The sequence below is a fragment of the Nocardia sp. A7 genome (assembly GCF_046549215.1).
Lineage (GTDB): Bacteria > Actinomycetota > Actinomycetes > Mycobacteriales > Mycobacteriaceae > Nocardia.
In genome coordinates this window covers 1,845,896-1,865,082 of record NZ_JAJPWE010000001.1, presented here as the reverse complement: position 1 = coordinate 1,865,082, position 19,187 = coordinate 1,845,896, and the positions used below count along the sequence as shown (strand labels likewise).

Annotated in this window: 16 protein-coding genes and 1 tRNA gene; 8 read left to right on the top strand and 9 right to left on the bottom strand. The window is 66.9% G+C overall.

What is annotated here, in order from left to right; genetic code table 11:
• The first annotated feature begins 41 nt into the window (after positions 1–41).
• The gene (locus ACLJPD_RS08455) at positions 42–503 is read left to right on the top strand and encodes a nuclear transport factor 2 family protein (RefSeq protein ID WP_410871293.1); all 462 of its coding nucleotides are present in this window, start codon (positions 42–44) and stop codon (positions 501–503) included.
• Here ACLJPD_RS08455 and ACLJPD_RS08450 read toward each other — a convergent pair.
• Complete coding sequence (locus ACLJPD_RS08450) at positions 488–1,333, bottom strand: CPBP family intramembrane glutamic endopeptidase (RefSeq protein ID WP_410871292.1); 846 nt, start codon at positions 1,331–1,333, stop codon at positions 488–490. The two genes, ACLJPD_RS08455 and ACLJPD_RS08450, sit on opposite strands and share 16 nt — an antisense overlap.
• A gap of 71 nt (positions 1,334–1,404) precedes the next feature.
• Positions 1,405–1,475: transfer RNA gene (locus ACLJPD_RS08445), tRNA-Gly, on the bottom strand.
• A gap of 129 nt (positions 1,476–1,604) precedes the next feature.
• Between ACLJPD_RS08445 and dcd the strand changes: the two genes are divergently transcribed.
• Positions 1,605–2,204: a dCTP deaminase gene (gene dcd, locus ACLJPD_RS08440; protein WP_067455312.1), complete on the top strand. Its 600-nt coding sequence runs from the start codon at positions 1,605–1,607 to the stop codon at positions 2,202–2,204.
• Here the strand turns inward: dcd and ACLJPD_RS08435 are convergent.
• Positions 2,123–2,632 carry a hypothetical protein gene (locus ACLJPD_RS08435; protein ID WP_410871291.1) on the bottom strand — a complete coding sequence of 170 codons (510 nt, stop codon included), beginning with the start codon at positions 2,630–2,632 and terminating at the stop codon, positions 2,123–2,125. The two genes, dcd and ACLJPD_RS08435, sit on opposite strands and share 82 nt — an antisense overlap.
• Positions 2,633–2,835: 203 nt before the next feature.
• On the opposite strand from ACLJPD_RS08435, the gene ACLJPD_RS08430 reads away from it, so the two are divergent.
• The 3 genes from ACLJPD_RS08430 to ACLJPD_RS08420 all read left to right on the top strand — a co-directional run bounded on the left by ACLJPD_RS08430 (position 2,836) and on the right by ACLJPD_RS08420 (position 7,149).
• A complete protein-coding gene (locus ACLJPD_RS08430; RefSeq protein ID WP_410871290.1) occupies positions 2,836–4,095 on the top strand; it encodes a helix-turn-helix domain-containing protein in 1,260 nt (419 codons plus the stop codon).
• 61 nt (positions 4,096–4,156) lie between these two features.
• The gene (locus ACLJPD_RS08425; RefSeq protein WP_410871289.1) at positions 4,157–5,410 is read left to right on the top strand and encodes a pyridoxal phosphate-dependent aminotransferase; all 1,254 of its coding nucleotides are present in this window, start codon (positions 4,157–4,159) and stop codon (positions 5,408–5,410) included.
• Between the two features lie 470 nt (positions 5,411–5,880).
• Positions 5,881–7,149 (top strand): YibE/F family protein, encoded by a 1,269-nt coding sequence (locus ACLJPD_RS08420; protein WP_410871288.1) that lies wholly within the window; start codon positions 5,881–5,883, stop codon positions 7,147–7,149.
• 65 nt (positions 7,150–7,214) lie between these two features.
• Here the strand turns inward: ACLJPD_RS08420 and ACLJPD_RS08415 are convergent, their stop codons facing one another.
• Positions 7,215–8,573, bottom strand: a complete 1,359-nt coding sequence (locus ACLJPD_RS08415) for an Hsp70 family protein (protein ID WP_410871287.1) — start codon at positions 8,571–8,573, stop codon at positions 7,215–7,217.
• Positions 8,574–8,634: 61 nt separating this feature from the next.
• Positions 8,635–9,957, bottom strand: coding sequence for a UDP-glucose dehydrogenase family protein (locus tag ACLJPD_RS08410; protein ID WP_410871286.1), 1,323 nt, complete (start codon positions 9,955–9,957; stop codon positions 8,635–8,637).
• Between the two features lie 221 nt (positions 9,958–10,178).
• Here ACLJPD_RS08410 and ACLJPD_RS08405 point away from each other — a divergent pair, with 221 nt between their 5' ends.
• The gene (locus ACLJPD_RS08405; RefSeq protein WP_410871285.1) at positions 10,179–10,703 is read left to right on the top strand and encodes a YdcF family protein; all 525 of its coding nucleotides are present in this window, start codon (positions 10,179–10,181) and stop codon (positions 10,701–10,703) included.
• A 190-nt stretch (positions 10,704–10,893) separates the two neighbouring features.
• Here ACLJPD_RS08405 and ACLJPD_RS08400 read toward each other — a convergent pair whose 3' ends face one another.
• On the bottom strand, positions 10,894–11,148 hold the full coding sequence (locus ACLJPD_RS08400; protein WP_410871284.1) for a hypothetical protein: 255 nt from the start codon (positions 11,146–11,148) through the stop codon (positions 10,894–10,896).
• A 16-nt stretch (positions 11,149–11,164) separates the two neighbouring features.
• Between ACLJPD_RS08400 and ACLJPD_RS08395 the strand changes: the two genes are divergently transcribed.
• Positions 11,165–11,368 (top strand): calcium-binding protein, encoded by a 204-nt coding sequence (locus ACLJPD_RS08395; protein WP_357219379.1) that lies wholly within the window; start codon positions 11,165–11,167, stop codon positions 11,366–11,368.
• Positions 11,369–11,494: 126 nt separating this feature from the next.
• Here the strand turns inward: ACLJPD_RS08395 and ACLJPD_RS08390 are convergent, their stop codons facing one another.
• Positions 11,495–14,737, bottom strand: a complete 3,243-nt coding sequence (locus tag ACLJPD_RS08390) for a (Fe-S)-binding protein (protein ID WP_410871283.1) — start codon at positions 14,735–14,737, stop codon at positions 11,495–11,497.
• Positions 14,738–15,193: 456 nt separating this feature from the next.
• Between ACLJPD_RS08390 and ACLJPD_RS08385 the strand changes: the two genes are divergently transcribed.
• A complete protein-coding gene (locus tag ACLJPD_RS08385; protein ID WP_410871282.1) occupies positions 15,194–15,904 on the top strand; it encodes a hypothetical protein in 711 nt (236 codons plus the stop codon).
• A 418-nt stretch (positions 15,905–16,322) separates the two neighbouring features.
• Here ACLJPD_RS08385 and ACLJPD_RS08380 read toward each other — a convergent pair whose 3' ends face one another.
• Entirely contained in the window at positions 16,323–17,582 is a 1,260-nt protein-coding gene (locus tag ACLJPD_RS08380) for a S1 family peptidase (protein WP_410871281.1), read from the bottom strand.
• A gap of 154 nt (positions 17,583–17,736) precedes the next feature.
• Positions 17,737–19,098: a S1 family peptidase gene (locus tag ACLJPD_RS08375; RefSeq protein WP_410871280.1), complete on the bottom strand. Its 1,362-nt coding sequence runs from the start codon at positions 19,096–19,098 to the stop codon at positions 17,737–17,739.
• Positions 19,099–19,187 lie beyond the last annotated feature (89 nt).

Here is a 19,187-nt window from a genome sequence, read left to right as displayed (position 1 = left end):
TGCCCTTTCGCCCATGGCAATTACCGGGCATGGTGGCTGTTATGAGCAACAGCCTGACAAGCACCACCCGCACCGTCGTCGAAGAGCTTCTCGGTCGAATCGGCGCGGGTGACCCCGATGCCATCGCAGCGCTCTACGCCCCGGTTGTCGACTGGAAGCTGGATTGGCCGGCGAACGAGCACGGCCGGACCGCAACCCCGTGGATTCGGGATCGGGTCACGCGCGCCGACGTGGCCGAGCACTTCCGCGAGATCTCCCGGTACCACCTGCCCGAGCAGAACGAGACGGTGATCGACCGTGTCCTGATCGACGGCCCGGATGCGGTGGTCCTGGGTGAGATCCGCCAAACCGCCCGGGCCACCGGTCGCGCCTACCGTTCCCGTTTCGCCCTGCACCTCACCGTCGAGAACGACCTCGTCACCCGCCATCACGTCTACGAAGACAGCCTCGCCGTTGCTCAGGCGTTCGACAGTGGGGAACCCACCGCTCAGGACGGGCGCTGATCCGTCGCTCGGCCGCGGATGAAGAGCACCAACAGGTAACCGCTGATGATGAGGACCATGGTGAACAGGCCCGCGCCTTGCAGGAGGCCGCCCGAGGACGCGTCGGTGGCGACCTCGTCGATGCCGCCGGTGGCGAGCATCGTGGTCGGGTCGGTCAGGCCGTGCAACACCATCGCGGCGAGCAGGAATCCGGTCACCCGCAGCGTCAGGTACATCAGCACGCCGAACGCGAATGTGTAGAGGACGGTGGGGCCGACGACCGTGATCGACTGCCCGGTGAGCAGGTTGAGACTGTGCGACAGGGCGAAGGTCAACGACGTCAGGGCCGCTACCGCCCACTCGCCGTGGCCCGCGTCGCGCAGCATCTTGACCCCGAACCCGCGGAAGGTCAGCTCCTCGGCGAAACCGACCAGCAATCCGGTGGCGAGCACGAGCGTGACGACATCGGCCTGATGCCGACCCCAGTCGATCCCGAGTACGCGCAGCACGATCGGCGTCGCGACGATCACCGGTGCGATCCACATCCACTTCGACCGGTAGACGGACTGGCGGCCGAACATCTCCCGGTTCCAGCCCAGATAGGCGGAGAAAGCCGCCAGGACAACGCATCCGACGATCAGGGCTGCGGTGACCTGGAAGAACACACTGCCCAGGCTGCTCAACAGACCATCGTCGAGGTAGTGCCCACCGAGTCGACCGAATACCCAGCCCGAGCCGAGGTAGACAGCGAAATAGGCGACGAGGAAGGCGAGGAACCGCCAGAATCCGCCGCGATTCATGAAGCCCCGCAGGCCGCGCTGTTGCTGTGACACGGGCAGCGTCTCGGTCATCTTCGGCTCCTTCTGCGACGAGTGGCAGAAACGACGAGAGACCCCAGATGATCTGAGGTCTCTCGTCTTCGAGCCGATGACGGGAATCGAACCCGCGCCATCTGCTTGGGAAGCAGAAGTTCTACCATTGAACTACATCGGCACTGCGCCACTGGGGGCGTTCGCGACTCTATCAGAATGCCAGCCGTGCGAGGCAAGTGTTCTGCTGGGTTCGGGCGGTGGTCGCAGGGGTGGGGGCCCTACCTGGGGCGTAGCTGCCTACACTGGGCCGGTGCTGCTCTCCGATCGTGACATCAGGGCCGAGATCGCCGCCGGGCGGCTCGGTGTCGAACCGATGCTCGAGTCGATGGTTCAGCCGTCGAGTATCGACGTGCGACTCGACGGGCTGTTCCGGGTGTTCGACAACAGTCGCTACACCCATATCGATCCGGCGCAGCAGCAGGACGAGTTGACGAGCCTGGTCGAGCCGAAGCCGGGGGAGCCGTTCGTGCTGCATCCGGGGGAGTTCGTGCTCGGATCGACGCTCGAGGTGTGCTCGCTGCCCGACGATCTGGCGGGGCGGCTGGAGGGCAAGTCGAGTCTGGGGCGGCTCGGGCTGCTCACGCATTCCACGGCGGGGTTCATCGATCCGGGGTTCAGTGGGCACATCACCCTGGAACTGTCGAACGTGGCGAATCTGCCGATCACGCTGTGGCCGGGGATGAAGATCGGGCAGCTGTGCCTGATCCGGCTGTCGAGTCCGGCCGAGCACCCGTACGGCAGCGCGAAGGCCGGGTCGAAGTACCAGGGTCAGCGGGGGCCGACGCCGTCGCGGTCGTACCTCAACTTTCCCCTCTCGCCCGATTCTCTGAGCGCGGTCGAGACCCGCTGAGGGCCGGAGGCCACCGCGAGACGCAGCACCAGCGACAGCGCGGGCAGGGTGTCGCCACCGCCGGACGGCGGGCGCACCCAGTGACAACCCTCGCGACTCCAGCGGCCCAGGTTCGTCGGCAGCATCACGGCGCTGCCGGTGCCGGGAATGTCGATGTCGAGCCCCGCGAGCTCGGCGGCCTCTTCCTCGGAGGGCCTGGCGTCGGGTACGGCGAGCACGCTCCAGCGGATCTGGCGTGCCAGCACCGGACCCTCACAGCGTTGCTCGCGCAGCGCCGTGAGCACCTTCTCGGCGCGTGTGGTCGGCAGATGCACCACGCAGAGCCGGTCGGTGATCGGCAGCATCACAAAGCCGCCGCGCTCGCGGACGGGTAGCCGGAATTCACGCTGGTAACAACGTACCCAGTCGTTGACAGTTCTGGCTTCCACGCTTCCAGAATCGCCTATACGGGGGTGCGTGACCACTGCCCCGCACCGCCCTTTCACTGCCTCTGACAACCGATTCCGCGAAGTTGTGGTGTGTCTCACTCCTTACGCTCGTACTCTGGAGGGAGTTGTCCGTCGGATGAGGTGACGCCGTGGTCGGGGAGTGGACAGGGAGAGAGGCCAGAGCTCTTCGTGATGCCAAGAGAATGAGCATCCGGGAGTTCGCGGCTCATCTCGGTGTGCACGAACGACTGGTGTCGAAATGGGAGGCAGGTGGGGTGCGGGTACGCCCGCGTCCGGTGAACCAGGCTGCGCTCGACACGTCGCTGGCTCGTTCCGATGATGTTGTGCGCGCGCGGTTCTCAACCCTGTTGGCGCCCGCGGGAGATGCCGATCTGCTCGCGTTCGTCGATGCGGGAACTGTCAAAGCTGCTGTACCCGAGGTGTTGTCGGAGAGGGAGTTGATCATGGCGGCTGCGCACGAGGCCAGCGAACACGCGGCCGCCGCGGAGGGCACGAACGTGGGGGCAACGACGCTGGCCCAGCTCGACGCCGACGTCCGGCGCATCGCCAACGAATACGTCCACGCCGCACCGGCACCGATGATGGTGGAGATGCTGCGGGTGCGCAGGCGGGTGTATCGACTACTCGACGGGCAGCAGAAACCGGTCGACACCAGCCACCTATACCTGCTGGCGGGGACGTTGTCGGGGCTGCTGGCCAACGCGAGCACCGACCTCGGCTACCTCGATGCCGCGGGCGAACAGATCAGGGCCGCCTGGGCCTACGCGGAACTGAGTGGGCACAACGGGTTACGCGCGTGGACGCGCGGCATGCACGCGCTGATCGAGAACTGGTCCGACCGGCCGCGAAACGCCGTCCAATTAGCGCGCAGCGGACAGGAATTCGTCGGGCCGGGACTGGGCCGGGTGCGGTTGCTCAATATCGAGGCCAGAGTGTGGGCGCGGCTCGGCAGCGACGTCGAGACCGACCGGTGCCTGCGCGCGGCCGAAGTGGCGGCCGGTGACCGCCGCGACGAACTGCACGACGAGATCGGCGGGGTGTTCGGCTTCGGCCCGCCCAAGGCCGCCTACTACGCGGGCGCCACCTGCATCCAGCTCGGCCGCGCCGAACAGGCACTCGCCGCCACCGAACGCGCCATCACCCTCTACACGAGCGGTCCGCCGCTGCAACGGTCCTACGGTGCCGAATCGCTGGCCCGTGTCGACAACGCGGCCGCCCACCTCATCAACGGCAGCATCGACGGCGCCGCCGACGCTTTGCGACCGGTCCTCGACCTCCCGGAGGACAAACGCATCGCCCAGCTGAGCGAACGCCTCGTCGGCCTGCGCCGACGCATCGCCGCCCCGACCTATCGCGACGCGGTGGAAGCACGCGGGCTGGACGAACGCATCGAAGAATTCTGTGTGGCGACGGCCGCACCGGCGAGCCACCCGAGGCCGTAGGAAGCCTGTCACCAGGCACAGCGCAACCGCGCGGCGATATTGGTTTGCCTCGGATGGCACGATGGACGGCGTGAGTCCTCAATCGCCGCATGTGCCCCCGCGCGTTCTCGAGCAGTCGACGAAACTGCAGAACGTGGTCTACGAGATCCGTGGGCCGGTTCACGCACAGGCAGCACGTCTGGAGGCCGAGGGGCACCGGATTCTCAAGCTCAACATCGGCAACCCCGCGCCGTTCGGTTTCGAGGCGCCCGATGTGATCATGCGCGACATCATCGCCGCGCTGCCGTATGCCCAGGGGTATTCCGAGTCCAAGGGGATCCTGTCGGCGCGGCGTGCCATCGTCACCCGTTACGAGCTGGTTCCTGGCTTCCCCGAGCTCGATGTGGACGACGTCTACCTCGGCAACGGCGTCTCCGAGCTGATCACCGTCACCATGCAGGCCCTGCTCGACAACGGCGACGAGGTGCTGATCCCGGCCCCCGACTACCCGCTGTGGACGGCCATGACCAGCCTGGCCGGCGGTACCCCGGTGCACTACCTGTGCGACGAGGAGAACGGCTGGCAGCCCGACATCGCCGATATCGAATCGAAGATCACCGACAAGACCAAGGCCCTGCTGGTGATCAACCCGAACAACCCGACGGGTGCGGTGTACTCGGCGGAGGTGTTGCAGCAGATCGTCGACCTGGCGCGCAAGCACCGGTTGTTGCTGCTGGCCGACGAGATCTACGACAAGATCCTCTACGACGACGCCAAGCACATCTCGCTGGCCTCGCTGGCCCCCGACCTGCTGTGCCTGACGTTCAACGGCCTGTCGAAGGCGTACCGGGTGGCCGGCTACCGCGCCGGGTGGCTCGCGATCACCGGCCCCAAGGAGCACGCCGCCGGGTTCCTCGAGGGCGTCGACCTGCTCGCCTCCTCGCGGCTGTGCCCGAACGTGCCCGCGCAGCACGCCATTCAGGTGGCGCTCGGTGGGCATCAGAGCATCGAGGATCTGATCCTGCCCGGCGGGCGGCTGCTCGAGCAGCGCGATGTGGCGTGGGAGCGGCTGAACATGATCCCGGGTGTGTCGTGCGTGAAGCCGCGTGGCGCGCTGTACGCGTTCCCCCGGTTGGATCCGAACGTGCACGAGATTCACGACGACGGGAAGCTTGTGCTGGATCTGCTGCTGCAGGAGAAAATCCTGATGGTGCAGGGGACCGGGTTCAACTGGCCCGCGAACGACCATCTGCGGATCGTGACGTTGCCGTGGGCTCGGGATCTGGCCGTGGCGATCGAGCGGTTCGGCAATTTCCTGGCCAATTACCGGCAGTAGGGTTACAGCGGGTGCTCACCTGTCACGGCTCTGACCAGTGTGTTTCTGGGGCTCTGGGCATGATGAGCATCCTGTTATGCCAGGTAAAACAGACCCTGAGTTCGGAATGTTGGATGTTTTGAAGATCTACTAGTGCAAAAGTCCATCTTTTGTGTACAGTAGACCTCGGCGCTTCGGCGCCCTGGCCCGGTTGTCTACCCCCCCTGGACAACCGAGAGCCTTAAAGGTACGCGCGCCCACCCCCCTGGGCGCCTACCTCCGGCGGCGGAGACACCCCCCTGCTCTCCGCCGCCGCACGCTTCCGCCTCCCCGGGAATCTAGGCCAGACCTAGACCCGGGGAGGTTTTTGTCTGCGGCCGGGGGTTCTGATCGTTGGCCGAGTTGGCCCGTCCTCGGTGAGTTACCCATGTTCTTGCGAGATCTGGTGTTGCGAGGGTGTTATTGAAAACCGCAGCCTTTAAGCTCTGGGCGTGAGCGAGCATCATCACCATCACGACCATTCCGGGCCGATTGCCATCAGCGATACCGCAGCCAAGGTCGTTGTCGGATTGTTGGGGATCATCGGGGTGGTGGTGCTGGTTGCGACGGTGATGCTGTGGCCGAGTGCGCAGCACGTCGAGATTCCGTTGCCGATGCAGACCATGACCGGTGGGGCGGTGGAGACCGAGGCCGGAACCGTGGTTTTGCAGGACATCGGCAACTGTGGGAGTCCGTCGATGGGGAAGGTGTTCACGGACTCGCCCGAGCCGCCGCGGACTGCCTCCTACACGTGTCAGCGCAGCATCATCGATATTCGATCAGGGCCCGACGAAGGCAAGAAGACGCTGTTCGAGATCGCACCGGGGCCGGGACAGCCCGATCTGCGGGCGGGCGACGACATTCGAATGGTGCGGGCCGCGGATCCGGCCGGGATCACGATGTACGGGTTCGAGGACTACTCGCGCGGGCTGCCGTTGACCTTGATCGTGCTCGCGTTCGTCGTGGTGATCTGTGTGGTCGCGCGGTGGCGGGGGTTCCGGGCGCTGGTCGGGTTGTGTTTCGCGTTCGGCGTGGTGGTGATGTTCCTGTTGCCCGCGCTGCTCGACGGGAAGGCGGCGATTCCGGTCGCGCTCGTCTCGGGGGCGCTGATCCTCTACGTGGTGCTCTACCTCGCGCACGGGGTGAATCTGCGGACCAGTTCGGCGTTGCTCGGGACGCTCGCGTCGATGGTGGTGGCGGCGGTGCTGTCGTGGGTGGCTATCGAGGTCACGCATCTGACGGGACTGTCCGAGGAACAGAACACCAACGTGGCGACCTACATTCAGCACGTCAGCATCACCGGGTTGCTGCTGGCGGGATTCATCATCGGCTCGCTCGGTGTGCTCAACGACGTCACCATCACCCAGGCATCAGCGGCCTTCGAACTCGCCGCGCTCGACGAAGGCGCGACGCGACGGGAGATCTTCACCGCGGCCATGCGCGTCGGGCGCGACCACATCGCCAGCACTGTCTACACGCTGGTGCTCGCCTATGCCGGTGGGGCGCTGCCGCTGCTGCTGTTGTTCAGCGTGGCGGGGCGGTCGATCACCGATGTGCTGACCGGGGACGCGGTCGCCATCGAGATCACCCGGTCGGCGGTGGGCGGTATCGCGCTGGCGCTGTCGGTGCCGTTGACCACGGCGATCGCGGTGATGTTGGCGCGGCCGTTCGGGTCGAAGGCGGTCGCGGTGCCCGCGCGGGCCCGGCACGCTCGTAACTGAACCTGTTCGGGTGGCGGCGGCGGTACTCGGACTTCAGTTCCGGGTACCGCCTTCGTATCGAGCGGTTACTGGCCTGCGGGTGGGAAGCCGGGAAGGACCACCGGCGGCAAGGTGGGGAGCACAACCGGAGGGAGGCCGGGGACCACGGTGAAGGTGTTGGGGCCCTGTGTGGTTGGCGCGGCGGTGGTTTCCTCGGCTCGGCGGGGATTGACCGGGGGCGCGGCGACGGATTCGTGTTGGGCCTCGGTGGTCGCGGCGGGCGCTGTCGTTGGGCCGACCGCGCTCGGGCGGGGCGGGGTGGTCGCGGGGACAGCTTGCGAACCGTCGCTCGACGAACCGCGCTCGAGCACTTCGGGGCCGTAACCGAGGCCGAGGCCGATCGAGGCGAGGACAACCAGCGAACTCACCGTCAGCACCGCCACGTTCAATTCGCGGCGGGGATGGGCGCGATCGGTGAGCGCGCTGAGCGGGCCGCGCCCGCGGGTGGGCTCGGTGAGCCAGGCGGGGGTCGCGTCGTCGTTGTCGCCCACCGGGATCGGTGCCGCGGCGACCGGCGCCTGCTGGATCTGCGCGGGCCTGGCCAGCAGAGCCGCACCGCGCGCCAACGCCGTCTCCGGCTCGGCGGGCACGATCACCGGCACGCCGATCGTGCGCTCGAGCACCCGCGCGATCAGCGGAATCCGGGCGCCACCACCGAGAACCAGCACCGCCTGCACCGGATGCTGCGCGCGGATGATGACATCGCGGGTCATCCGCGCCGACGACTCGATCGCCAGCATCATCAGCGATTCGAAGTTCTCCTGCGTGAGCAGCACCAAGCCCTGCTCACTGGGTAATGCCACCGCGTTGCTGTTGGACAGCTGCTCCTTGGCGGCCCGGCACAGCGCGTCGAGGGCGGCCAGGCCCGCCGGGTCGGCCGGATGCGCGATCCGGCCCGAGGCGATCTGCTGCTCCCTGATCAGCGAATCCAGGTAATCGCCGCTGATATCGCTGATCCGCTCGCACTGGTGCACATCGCTGGTGCGAGCATCGATCACGCTCACCGTGAGACCCGAACTGCCGAGGTCGTAGACGGCCAGTGCGGACACATCGCGCATATCGCTGGTGGCGTGGGCGAAGTGCACGGCGGCAACGGCTTCGGGAACGAGTTGGTAGTTGGTGAGCTGACGCCGTGCCATCGCGGCGCGCACCGCCCTGGCCTGCGGCTCGTCGCGGAAGGTGATGGTGGTGGCGCCGACCTGCGGCGATGCGGCCAGCGTGGCGGCGATCGCGTCGGCCGCGAACTCCTCGGCTTGCCGCTCGGGCATCGCGATGGACTGCAGCTCGAACGCATACGGCGGAGCGAAACCGTGTGGGCCACCGTGTTGCGGACGCGCGAGGCGCACCGTCCCGGCCCCCACCGATACTCCCAGAACCGAACTCATCCGCTGCCCATCTCGTCCGTGCTGTACGAAACCCGCCCAGCCCCCCGCTCGGCTCGTTACTCTACGGTGTCCCGAGTCCGGCGTACACCCACCCGGCTGCCCGCCAGGTGGTGCTGTTCAAGCAGTTGCGACCGTCGATGATCGAACGGGACCGTACCACCGGGTCCAGGTCGGCCGGGGTCAATGCGGTGAATTCGTTCCACTCGGTCAGGACCAGCACCACATCGGCGCGATCGCAGGCCTCCGAGACCGAGGTGGCGTAGTTCAACGTGGGGAACACCCGGCGCGAATTCTCCACTGCTTTGGGGTCGTACACGGTGACGACGGCGCCGTGCAGCTGGATCATTCCCGCCACATTCAACGCGGGTGAATCGCGCACATCGTCGGACTCGGGCTTGAAGGCCGCGCCGAGGACCGCCACATTCGCGCCGAGCAGGGAACCGCCGCAGGCGCGGGCAGCCATGTCGACGACCTTGGTGCGACGGCGCATATTGATGTTGTCGACCTCGCGCAGGAACGCGACGGCGTGATCGGCACCGAGTTCGCCCGAGCGGGCCATGAAGGCGCGGATGTCCTTGGGTAAGCAGCCGCCGCCGAAACCCAGACCGGCATTGAGGAATCGGCGGCCGATGCGGGCGTCGTAGCCGAGCGCGTCGGCCAGCATGGTGACGTCGGCGCCGGTGGCCTCGCACACCTCCGATACCGCGTTGATGAACGAGATCTTCGTTGCCAGAAAGGCATTGGCCGAGACCTTCACCAATTCGGCCGTGGCCAGATCGGTGAGCAGGAAGGGGATCTCGGCGGCGATGAGGTCGGCGTAGATCTCCCGGATGGTCTGCTCCACCCAGGCGCTGCGTTCGCGGGCGTGGTCGAGACCGAGGACGAGGCGGTCGGGGCGCAGGGTGTCCTGGACGGCGAAGCCCTCGCGGAGGAACTCCGGATTCCACGCGACCTCCACGTCGACCTTCGACTGCTCGCGAGCCCTGATGCCGAGAGCCGCGGCGGTTCCCACCGGCACCGTGGACTTGCCGACGATCATCGCCGGTCGTTCCAGCATCGGCGCGAGCGTATCCACCACGGCGTGCACGTATTTCAGGTCGGCGCCGTATTCGCCCTTCTTCTGCGGTGTTCCGACACCGAGGAAGTGGACGTCGGCGTGGGCCGCGGCGTCGGAGTAGTCGGTGGTGAACCTCAGTCGGCCGGTGGCGAGGTTGCGTTGCAGCACGTCCTCGAGCCCCGGTTCATAGAACGGCACCACACCATCGGCCAACTTGGCCACCTTGCCGGGATCGATGTCCACCCCGACCACGTCGTGTCCCAACTCGGCCATACACGCTGCATGCGTGGCTCCGAGGTACCCGGTTCCGAAGACTGTGCATCGCATACTCCTGTTGGTAAGCGGTGCGCGTGGCTACGCCGCGTCAGCGAGGCAAGAGGGGGCGCAACATCTGGTGTACAGGGGGGAACGCGGGGTTGGGTGATTGGCACGCGAAGGTTCTACCTGCGGTGATGCGATTCCGGTCGGTGCACGGTTCGGATCGTCGGCCTGCATTTCGGGCGAGCGCGCGGTATGCCGGGCGGTGGCCGGTTCACTAGCATTCGCGTATGCGCCGGATGCTGTTCGCCACGGGTGGAGCGCTGATCGTGGTGTTGATCGCGGTGGTCGCGCTGTGGCCGGTCTACGTGCGGCCGCGCACGGATGACGTGCGGGTGGCCGATGCGATCCTGGTTCTCGGGGGTGCGCACGACGGTCGCGAACAGCTCGGACTGCGGTTGGCTGCCGAGGGGCACGCGCCGCGCGTGCTGATCTCCAACCCGTACGACCACAGCCCGATGGTGAATCGGATCTGCCACGGGGGCTACAGCTTCGAGGTGGTCTGCTTCGATCCCTCGCCCCGCACGACTCTTGGTGAGGGGCGGGAGCTGGCCCGTCTCGGTGCCGACTGGGACCGCGTCATCGTGGTCACCTTCACCCCACACATCTCCCGCGCCCGGTACATCCTCGGAAAATGCTGGGCGGGGGAGTTGCTGTTCACCGACCCCGAACCCCACCTGTCGCCGATGCGCTGGGCGTGGGATTACGCCTATCAGTCGGCGGGGTTCGTCAAGGCTTGGTTCGCTGATTGCTGAGCGGGCCAGCGGGATTGGGGCGGTGACAGGTTCGGGCCGCCGACTGGACCGATTGCTCGTTACTTGCCAGTTTCGGTCAGACGGAGGCAGTGGCGGATGTAGGCTCGCGCAGCGCTCCTGTCGGGGGGAGTCGCGCGCGGCGGCCATTCGACCGTTCGCGCAACTGTGAGCAGGGGAAAGTTGACATGAATCACCTCAGGGGAAAAGAGTTTTCGTCGTTGCGCCGTGGGCGCGCGGCGCTGTTCACGGTGGCGATGCTGGCGGGGGTTGCCGGTTGCGCGGTCGAGGGCGAGTCGAGTGCTGAGTCGACGACGATCCGTCCGCCGACGACCACCGTGCAAGTTGCCGCGCCTACCAGTGCGCCCGCGATCGCGCCGCCAGTGGCGACGACCACTGCGGTTGCCCCGGCCACCTCGCCAGCCGCCGCGGCTCCGGCCGCGATCATGCCCGGGGTTGTCTGTATGAACTTGCAGGAGGCGCAGGACACGATCCAGGCGGCGGGCGTGTTCTTCTCGCGGTCCGCGGATGCCAGCGGACAGGGGCGCGCGCAGGTGATGGACCGCAACTGGACTGTTGTCGGGCAGGAGCCCGCACCAGGTGTGGCGGTCGGTGAAGGGGAAGCTGTGCTGTCGGTGGTGAAGAACGGCGAACCGAGTCAATGCTGAGGTGAGGTCGGTTCGCCGGTCTGCGTGACCGTCGAAGTCACCGCTGCACACCAGAGTGTGCGCGGAAAACAGTGAGGCGCGGATTCCTGGGAATCCGCGCCTCACTGGGTATTCGATGTTCCGTTACTAGCTCTTGCGACCCGGGGACTTCGCTCCGGACTTGAAGCCGAGGCCGCCGGGCTTGGCGGTCGGCGGGGCCGCCGGGGTGCCGTTGCCGTTGGTGGCATCGGCCTGACCGGCCGGATCAGCCGCCGGGGCTTCCGGTTCGGTCGGGGCCGGGGATTCAGCCGGAGCCGCGGGAGCCTCGGCGGGTGCTGCAGCCGGAGCCGCAGCGGTGCCGGGGGCCTTCGGGCCGGGGCGCTTCAGACCCGACTTCATGGCCAGGCCCTTGGCGGGTACCGACGGCTTGGCTTCGGCGGGGGCCGCAACCTCGGTGGTCGCGGTGGCTTCGGCGGGGGTCGCCTCTGCTGCCGGTGCTGCCGGTGCTGCCGGTGCCGTAGTGGCTGCTGGCGTGGAGCCGGGAGCCTTGGCGGCTGGTCGCTTCAGACCCGACTTCATGGCGAGGCCCTTGGCGGGTACCGACGGCTTGGCTTCGGCAGGGGCCGAAACCTCGGGAGCTTCCGCGGAAGTCGCCGCCTCGGCCGGAGCTGGCTCGGCCGGAGCTGCCTCAGCCGGAGCTGACGCGGGAGCCTTTGCGCCGGGAGCTTTGATGCCGCCCTTCATGCCGAGGCCGCCAGGAGCCTTCGCTCCGCCCTTCATACCCAAACCCTTGGCAGGAGCCGCAGGAGCCGCGGTTTCGGAGGCCGGGGCCGCTTCGGCGGCAGTAGCCTTCGCGCCGGGAGCCTTCGCTCCACCCTTCATGCCGAGTCCACCGGGAGCCTTCGCGGCACCCTTCATCCCGAGGCCCTTGGCGGGAGCAGGGGCAGCGGTTTCGGACGTCGGGGCTGCTTCGGCGGCAGGCGCTTTCGCACCCGGAGCCTTGGCCGCACCCTTCATGCCGAGTCCGCCACCGGGAGCCTTCGCGGCGCCCTTCATACCGAGCCCACCACCGGCAGGCGCGGCCTTCGGAGCGGCTTCGGTGGCAACCTCGGCAACCACCGGTTCCGGTTCGGGCTCGGGTTCCGGCTCGGCCTTGGGCTCCTGGATGACAACCAGATTCGCCGACAGTTCAGCGGCATCGATGCGAGTGATCGAGTCCAGCATCAGCTGCGAGACGTCGACAACCTCGACACCCTCGCCCTGACCCTGTTCCTGACGCGCGGTCACACCATCGTTGAGCATGACCCGGCAGAACGGGCAGCCGGTCGCGATCTTGGTCGGGTTGGTCGACAGTGCCTCGTCGACGCGGTCGACATTGATGCGCTTGCCGAGCTGTTCTTCCATCCACATGCGCGCACCACCGGCACCACAGCACATGGAACGTTCGGCGTGCCGGGGCATTTCGACCAGGGTCGAGCCCGAGGCTTCCATCAACTCACGCGGGGCGTTGTAGATCTTGTTGTGCCGGCCCAGGTAGCAGGGGTCGTGGTAGGTGATGTTCTGCGAGACCTGCGCGACCGGGACCAGCTGCTTCTGCCGCACCAGGCGGTTGAGCAGTTGGGTGTGGTGCACGACCTCGTAGGTGCCACCGACCTGGGGGTACTCGTTGTTGAGCGTGTTGAAGCAGTGGGCGCAGGTGACGACGATCTTCTTCTTCGACTGCTCGACACCTTCGAACACCGAGTTGATGACCTCGATGTTCTGCAGGGCCAGCTGCTGGAAGAGGAATTCGTTGCCCGCGCGGCGAGCGGAGTCACCGGTGCAGGTCTCCTCGGCACCGAGGACCATGAACTTGGTGCCCGCGGTCGCGAGGAGTTCGGCGACGGCCTTGGTGGTCTTCTTCGCCCGGTCCTCGTAGGCACCGGCGCAACCGACCCAGAACAGGTACTCGTACCCGTCGAAGCTGTCGGCGTCTTTACCGAAGACCGGGATGTCGAAGTCGACTTCCTTGATCCAGTTCAGGCGGTCCTTGGAGTTCTGACCCCACGGGTTGCCCTTGTTCTCGAGGTTCTTGAACAGACCGGCCAGCTCGGACGGGAACTCCGACTCGATCAGCACCTGGTAGCGGCGCATGTCGATGATGTGGTCGACGTGCTCGATATCGACCGGGCACTGCTCGACACAGGCACCACAGGTGGTGCACGACCAGAGCACTTCGGGATCGATGATGCCGTGGATGTCCTCGCCACCGACCAGCGGACGCTCGGCCTCGGCGCGTGCGGCCTCGGGAATCTTGGCCAGCGCGGCCTCGTCGGGCTTGCCGTCGGCGTCGACAAGGCCGACCTCGTCGCCACCGGCGTCCTTGCGGCCACCGGCCAGCAGGTACGGGGCGGCGGCGTAACCGTGGTCGCGCAGCGACATGATCAGCAGCTTCGGCGACAGCGGCTTACCGGTGTTCCAGGCGGGGCACTGCGACTGGCAGCGACCGCACTCGGTGCAGGTGGTGAAGTCGAGCCAGCCCTTCCAGGAGAAGTCCTCCATGCGGCCTGCGCCGAGGTTGTCGACATCGGGGTCGACGTTCTCCATGTCGAGGACCTTGCCGTCCGACATCATCGGCTTGACCGCGCCGAGGGCGACGCTGCCGTCGGCCTCGCGCTTGAAGTAGATGTTGAAGAAGGCCGAGAAGCGGTGCCAGGCCACGCCCCAGGTGATGTTGCGGCCGACCAGGTAGAGGAAGGCCATGCCCGACATCAGCTTGATGAACGCGAAGATCGACACCATGGTCGGGCTCGCGGGCAGCAGCTTGGCGATCTGCATGGTGAAGAAGTCAGTGGACGCGTGCGCGTGCCCGTAGGTCGCGAGCTTGCCTGCCTTGACGAAGATCATACCGAGGCCCTCGAGCAGGACGATCGTCTCGATCACGTAGGCCGGCGCCATCTTGGAACCACTGAAACGCGACAGGCGCTCGGGAACACGCGGGTGGTTCAGCTGACGGATGATGATCAGCGTGCCGATGCCGAGCACGGTGCCGATGCCGAGGATCTCGTCCAGCAGGTGGTAGACGGCGGTATTGCCGATGAGCGGCCAGTGGAACGAGGGGTCGAAGGTCTGGCCGTAGGCCTCGAACCACAGGATCGCGCCGAGGATGAAGCCCGTCATGACCAGCCAGTGCGGCCAGCCGACGGTGCGGAACTTGTTCATCCGCGTGTGGGCAGCGACCTCGATGAACATGTTCTTGAACCGTGGGAAGAACGGTCGCCAGCGATCGGGCGCCGACTGGCCGATGGTGATGGCTTTGCCGATGTTCCAGGCGCCGCCGATAAACGACGCCCAACAGAACAGGCTGAGCACAGCTCCAATCGTGCCCAACGTGATAGTCAGGGCATTCATGTCGCGACCTTTCTTTCGAGGCAACACGAGGGTCTGGGCGAGGAGACCTCACCCGATTGCTCGTATCGTAACCGCCAGTAAGTTACCGGCCAGTAACTAACGCCGTCCACCGTAGGATCGGCATTTGTGCTCTGACCTTGCCTACTGGTATTTGGCCTGCGTTTTGCTTGTGAGCAATATCACATAAATGTTTGCTGCGGGGTCCCCGTAGCGCCTGTTGAACACCGTAAACCGTCCGTGAACTGCGACGAAGCTAAGGTCAGGCTTACTAAGCCCACTGAAATTCCTTCTGGCTTCAAAGGATTCAGTCCATTAGGCTCCAGCTGTTCTGCATGCTGTGCCGGTCTTCACACTGCTCGGGGAGAAGTAGGGGACATCTCATAGGGATGCCCTGCTTGACGAGTCTCGCGTGTCGCTAGACCGCACCCCGCACCACACCTGATGAATGGAACCTGAATGAACTTCCGTAGGACCACTGCGGCTGCTGCGCTGGTTATCGGGGCGATGACCGTGGCTATGGGCACCGCTCATGCCGAAGAGGCGCCGCAGGACATCAAGTACTCGGTGAAGTTGGTCGACAAGACCGTCGTCGCCACCGTGAAGAACGGCACCTTCTCGATTGTGGAGAAAGACGGGGAGACCCCCGAGGCGCCGAAGACCAAGGTCGCCGAGATCAAGGACTCACGTGGCGACCTGCAGGTCGTCGTGCCGATCGCGTTCTCGATCAACGGCACCGACATCGCGGCCAAGACCGAGGTCATCGAGGACTCGACCGTCCTGAAGATCACCCCGGAGAAGCCTGCGGACCTCGCCATCGCGCCTGACCAGAAGCTCGGCGTGAAGCCGGTCGTCGCGGCGAAGGAGATCGCGTCCGCTCAGGAGAACCAGCGCGCGATCAACGACTTCTCCACCAAGTTCTCGGTCGGCACTGCCATCGGCGCGTTCCTCGGCACCGCTGTCGGCGCGTTGGTCGGCTGCGTCGCGGGCCTCGCGGGCGGTCCGTTGGTGGTCCCCCTGTGCCTCGGTGGCATCGTCGGCGGTGCGGCGATCGGTGGCGTTATCGGCACGATCGTCGTCGGTGGCCCGGTTGCCCTCGCCTCGGGTATCGAGTTGCTGAGCGTGTACCAGGCGCCGGACGGCACCAGTGTGTGGGCTGACAAGAAGTAGTTTTTGGCGGGCCTCGGCCCGGTTTACTGCGTGAGGCCTCGCTCCTATGGGAGCGGGGCCTTTTGCTGTGTTTGTTGGAGCGCTGGCGCGCTCGAGTCGCGGCCCCTAGGGGCCGCCGGTTAGCCACCGGGGCTTGCTCCTTCGTCGCCTACGCCCCGGCGGCTAACCGGCGACCCGGCCGCGACCGGCCACTTCGTGGCCGTCCCTCCCTAGGGGTCGGGAGTGCGGTGGCTGGTTTTGGTGGGTTGTGGAAGACGGGGACAGGCTGGGTGAGCCTTGTGGGGTGGGAGTTCGGTAGGGAGGCTGTGGACTTCGGGTGAGTGGTGTGGCTGGAGAAAGGGTCCGTGGACAGCCGAAAGGCCGGTAGCGCAATCGCTACCGGCCTTTTCGGGGCTGCTCTGTGCCTACGTGGCGTTGATCAATTGGTGCGGATCGACAGGCCGGGGTTGTCCGACAGGACCACGCTCAGGGGCTGGGCGAAGAGCTGGGGGGTGTCGCCGGTGATGGCGCCGATGATGTTCGGGATCTCGCAGATGGGGAAATCCGCGACCGAGGACGCGCTGGAGATGCCGAGGGCGAGGCGGCCGGTGACGATGGCGCCGCCGGAGTCGCCGGGGAGGGCGCAGATGTTGGCCGAGAAGCTCTGGGTGAGCTGGCGGTCGCCGACCTGGACGGTCTGGTCGACACCGTTGATCACGCCGCAGCTGAAGCCGGTGCGGGCACCGGACTTGCAGACGGGGGCGCCGACCACGGGGGTGGCCACGCCGTCGACCGCGATGGGGGCCTGGCCGGGGATGCGGACCAGGTTGTTCTCGAAGCGGGCGCGCGCGTTGTCGTTGACGCGGATGATCGAGTAGTCCTGCTCGCCGAGCACCGACTTCCCGAAGGTGCCGAGCTGGGCGCCGGCCCGGTCGTTGTTGACCTCGTAGATGGCGGCCGCGTTGCCGGTGCCCGCCGACTCGATATCGGGGTTGCAGTGGCCCGCCGAGATGTTGACGACGTTGCCCGAACGGTCGGTGCCGTTGAAGCCGAGCGAGCAGCGCAGCGAGCTGCGGCCGATCACCGAGGCGTAGCCGTCGCCGCCTGCCAGCGCGCCGTTGCCGTCACCGGCGACGGGGGTGGCGGCCAGGTCGACTCGCTCGCCTGCCACCGGCGGGGCGGTGACGATGACGCGGGCGGGGTCGATGAAGCTGGGCAGCGGCAGACCGGCCTGCTGCACGCGGACCGCGATCGAGTTGTTCACGGTGTCGACGACGACGCCACGCACGAGTGCGGAGATCTCCGGCGGTGCGGCGGCGAGCCAGTTCTCGAACGCGGTCTTCTCGCCGCGCAGGGTGGACTCGCTCTTGGCGACGTTGCGGACCTCGAAGCCGGCCGACTGCGCGGCTTCCCTGGCCTGGTCGACGCCGGGGCCCTGCGACAGCGCGACTACGGCGTTGCCCTGGTCGCTCAGCCAGGAACCGGCGAAGACCTGCGGGAACTGACGCTGCGCGGTGGTGGAGAACGCGGCAACCTGCTGCGCGACATCGGCGCGGCGCAGGTACTCGTCAGGGGAGATCTTCAGGTCGCGGGTGACCGCCTCGATCAGCTGGGCGGGCAGATCCGCGGGCGCGGGCTGCGCCTCGGCAACCGCCATCGTGGGGCCGAACAGCAGAAACGCCGCCGAAGCGGCGATCACGGATTTCCGAGCTCTTCTCGAGCTTCGCGCAGACAGGGTGCGACCCATACGTGGCAGGAGCATGGTCCGAACTATATGGGCTCGAGCGACTTATGCCTACTCGGACCGGGTAAGAGATTTCGCTCACCCGGTCCGGTCGGTGATTTGTCCCCGCTCAGCCCGCGTTGGGCTTGGTGCGCACCATGATTCCGCTGCCGAGGCCACCACCGGAGCTCGCCTCGATATCGGCCAGGATGGGCCGGATCGGGATGCCGAGGGACGCGGTGCCGCCGTAGGGGGCGAGCTTGGTGTTGGCTTCGGTGCAGTTGGGCGCGGCCGAGGCGTTCGAGCCGCTGGTGATGCCGAGGGCGAGGGTGCCGGAGACGATCGCGCCGCCGCTGTCGCCGCCGAGGGTGCAGGCGGTGCTGGCGAAGCCGCGGATGGTCTTGCTGACCCCCTCCTCGGTGAACAGCTGCGTCTCCACGTGGTCGGAGGAGACGAAACCACAGGTGAAGGTGGACGACTGGCCGGTCTTGCAGACCGGTGCGCCGGTGACGGGTTCGGCAGTGCCGGTGAGCGTCAGGGTGGTGCCTTCGGCGCCGCGCACGCGAGGCTGATCCATACCCGCGTTCACCGCGCGCTCGTTGAGCTTGATCACCGCGTAGTCCAGCGAGGCGGGCCCGCCGAGCACGGCGCGGGCGAACGAGCCGACCTCGGGACTGTTGGGGATATCGCGCACGTTCGGCACGTAGACCGAGGCCGCGCCGCCGCCGTCGACGTTCGGATTGCAGTGACCCGCGGAGATATTGAGCGCGTTGCCCGCGGCGTCGGTGCTGTTGAAACCGAACGAGCACACGTCGACGCCGCGCAGGTCGGCGTCGTGCAGATCCTTGGTGGCGGTGATGTAGGTGTCGCCGCCCATCGGCTTGTACTCCACCGGACCGCCGCCGCCGGGCGAGAGCACCACCTTGATGGTGGCGATCAGGGTCGGCAGGTTGAGCATGTGGCCGGTGCCGGTGTTGGCCACGTTGAGCACCAGCTGGCTGTTGAGCGCGTCGATCGCGATGGAGCTGATCGGCGCGGAGATCGCGGGCGGCAGGCTCGCGATCCACTGACTCAGTTGCACCAGCGCGCCTTCCATCCCACCGGCCGAGATCGGCGCGAGATGGGTCTGGTAGCCGGCGGCGGTGACGAGCTTGCCCGCCTCGGCATCGGTGGTGGCGACGACGGCCTTGCCCTCGGGGGTGAGCCAGGCACCGGCGAAGGTGTCGGGGTTGGCGGCGCGGAAGTCGGTCGCGTAGGCGCGCAACTGCTGGGCGCGCGCGGCGCGATCGAGGTACTCGGTCGGCGACATTCCCAGATCACGTGACAGCGCGGTCACCAGTTCACCGGGTAACGCATCGGCCGAAAGCTGTAGTGGCACAGGGGGTTCCGACGAGGCTATCCCCGATCCGAGCAGGGGTGCGAGAAGAACAGTCGCGGCGAACCCGGCGGAGGCTGCCTTGACCGCGGCGCGACGCGCCACCAACTTGCGCATGAAATCCCTTCGACGACAACCAGTGACCGAGAACACCGCCGGCGGCGATCATGTCGGTCAGCGCATCACTCTAGGGCACGCTCGCCCAG

Excerpts from the sequence above, each read along its gene's own strand:
- ACLJPD_RS08405 (WP_410871285.1), top strand. The coding sequence starts at position 10,179 with ATGCGCCGGATGCTGTTCGCCACGGGTGGAGCGCTGATCGTGGTGTTG.
- ACLJPD_RS08425 (WP_410871289.1), top strand. The coding sequence starts at position 4,157 with ATGGACGGCGTGAGTCCTCAATCGCCGCATGTGCCCCCGCGCGTTCTC.
- ACLJPD_RS08415 (WP_410871287.1), bottom strand. The coding sequence starts at position 8,573 with ATGAGTTCGGTTCTGGGAGTATCGGTGGGGGCCGGGACGGTGCGCCTC.
- ACLJPD_RS08400 (WP_410871284.1), bottom strand. The coding sequence starts at position 11,148 with ATGATCGCGGCCGGAGCCGCGGCGGCTGGCGAGGTGGCCGGGGCAACC.
- ACLJPD_RS08455 (WP_410871293.1), top strand. The coding sequence starts at position 42 with ATGAGCAACAGCCTGACAAGCACCACCCGCACCGTCGTCGAAGAGCTT.
- ACLJPD_RS08410 (WP_410871286.1), bottom strand. The coding sequence starts at position 9,957 with ATGCGATGCACAGTCTTCGGAACCGGGTACCTCGGAGCCACGCATGCA.
- ACLJPD_RS08375 (WP_410871280.1), bottom strand. The coding sequence starts at position 19,098 with ATGCGCAAGTTGGTGGCGCGTCGCGCCGCGGTCAAGGCAGCCTCCGCC.
- ACLJPD_RS08385 (WP_410871282.1), top strand. The coding sequence starts at position 15,194 with ATGAACTTCCGTAGGACCACTGCGGCTGCTGCGCTGGTTATCGGGGCG.
- ACLJPD_RS08430 (WP_410871290.1), top strand. The coding sequence starts at position 2,836 with ATGAGCATCCGGGAGTTCGCGGCTCATCTCGGTGTGCACGAACGACTG.
- ACLJPD_RS08395 (WP_357219379.1), top strand. The coding sequence starts at position 11,165 with ATGAACTTGCAGGAGGCGCAGGACACGATCCAGGCGGCGGGCGTGTTC.
- ACLJPD_RS08450 (WP_410871292.1), bottom strand. The coding sequence starts at position 1,333 with ATGACCGAGACGCTGCCCGTGTCACAGCAACAGCGCGGCCTGCGGGGC.
- ACLJPD_RS08390 (WP_410871283.1), bottom strand. The coding sequence starts at position 14,737 with ATGAATGCCCTGACTATCACGTTGGGCACGATTGGAGCTGTGCTCAGC.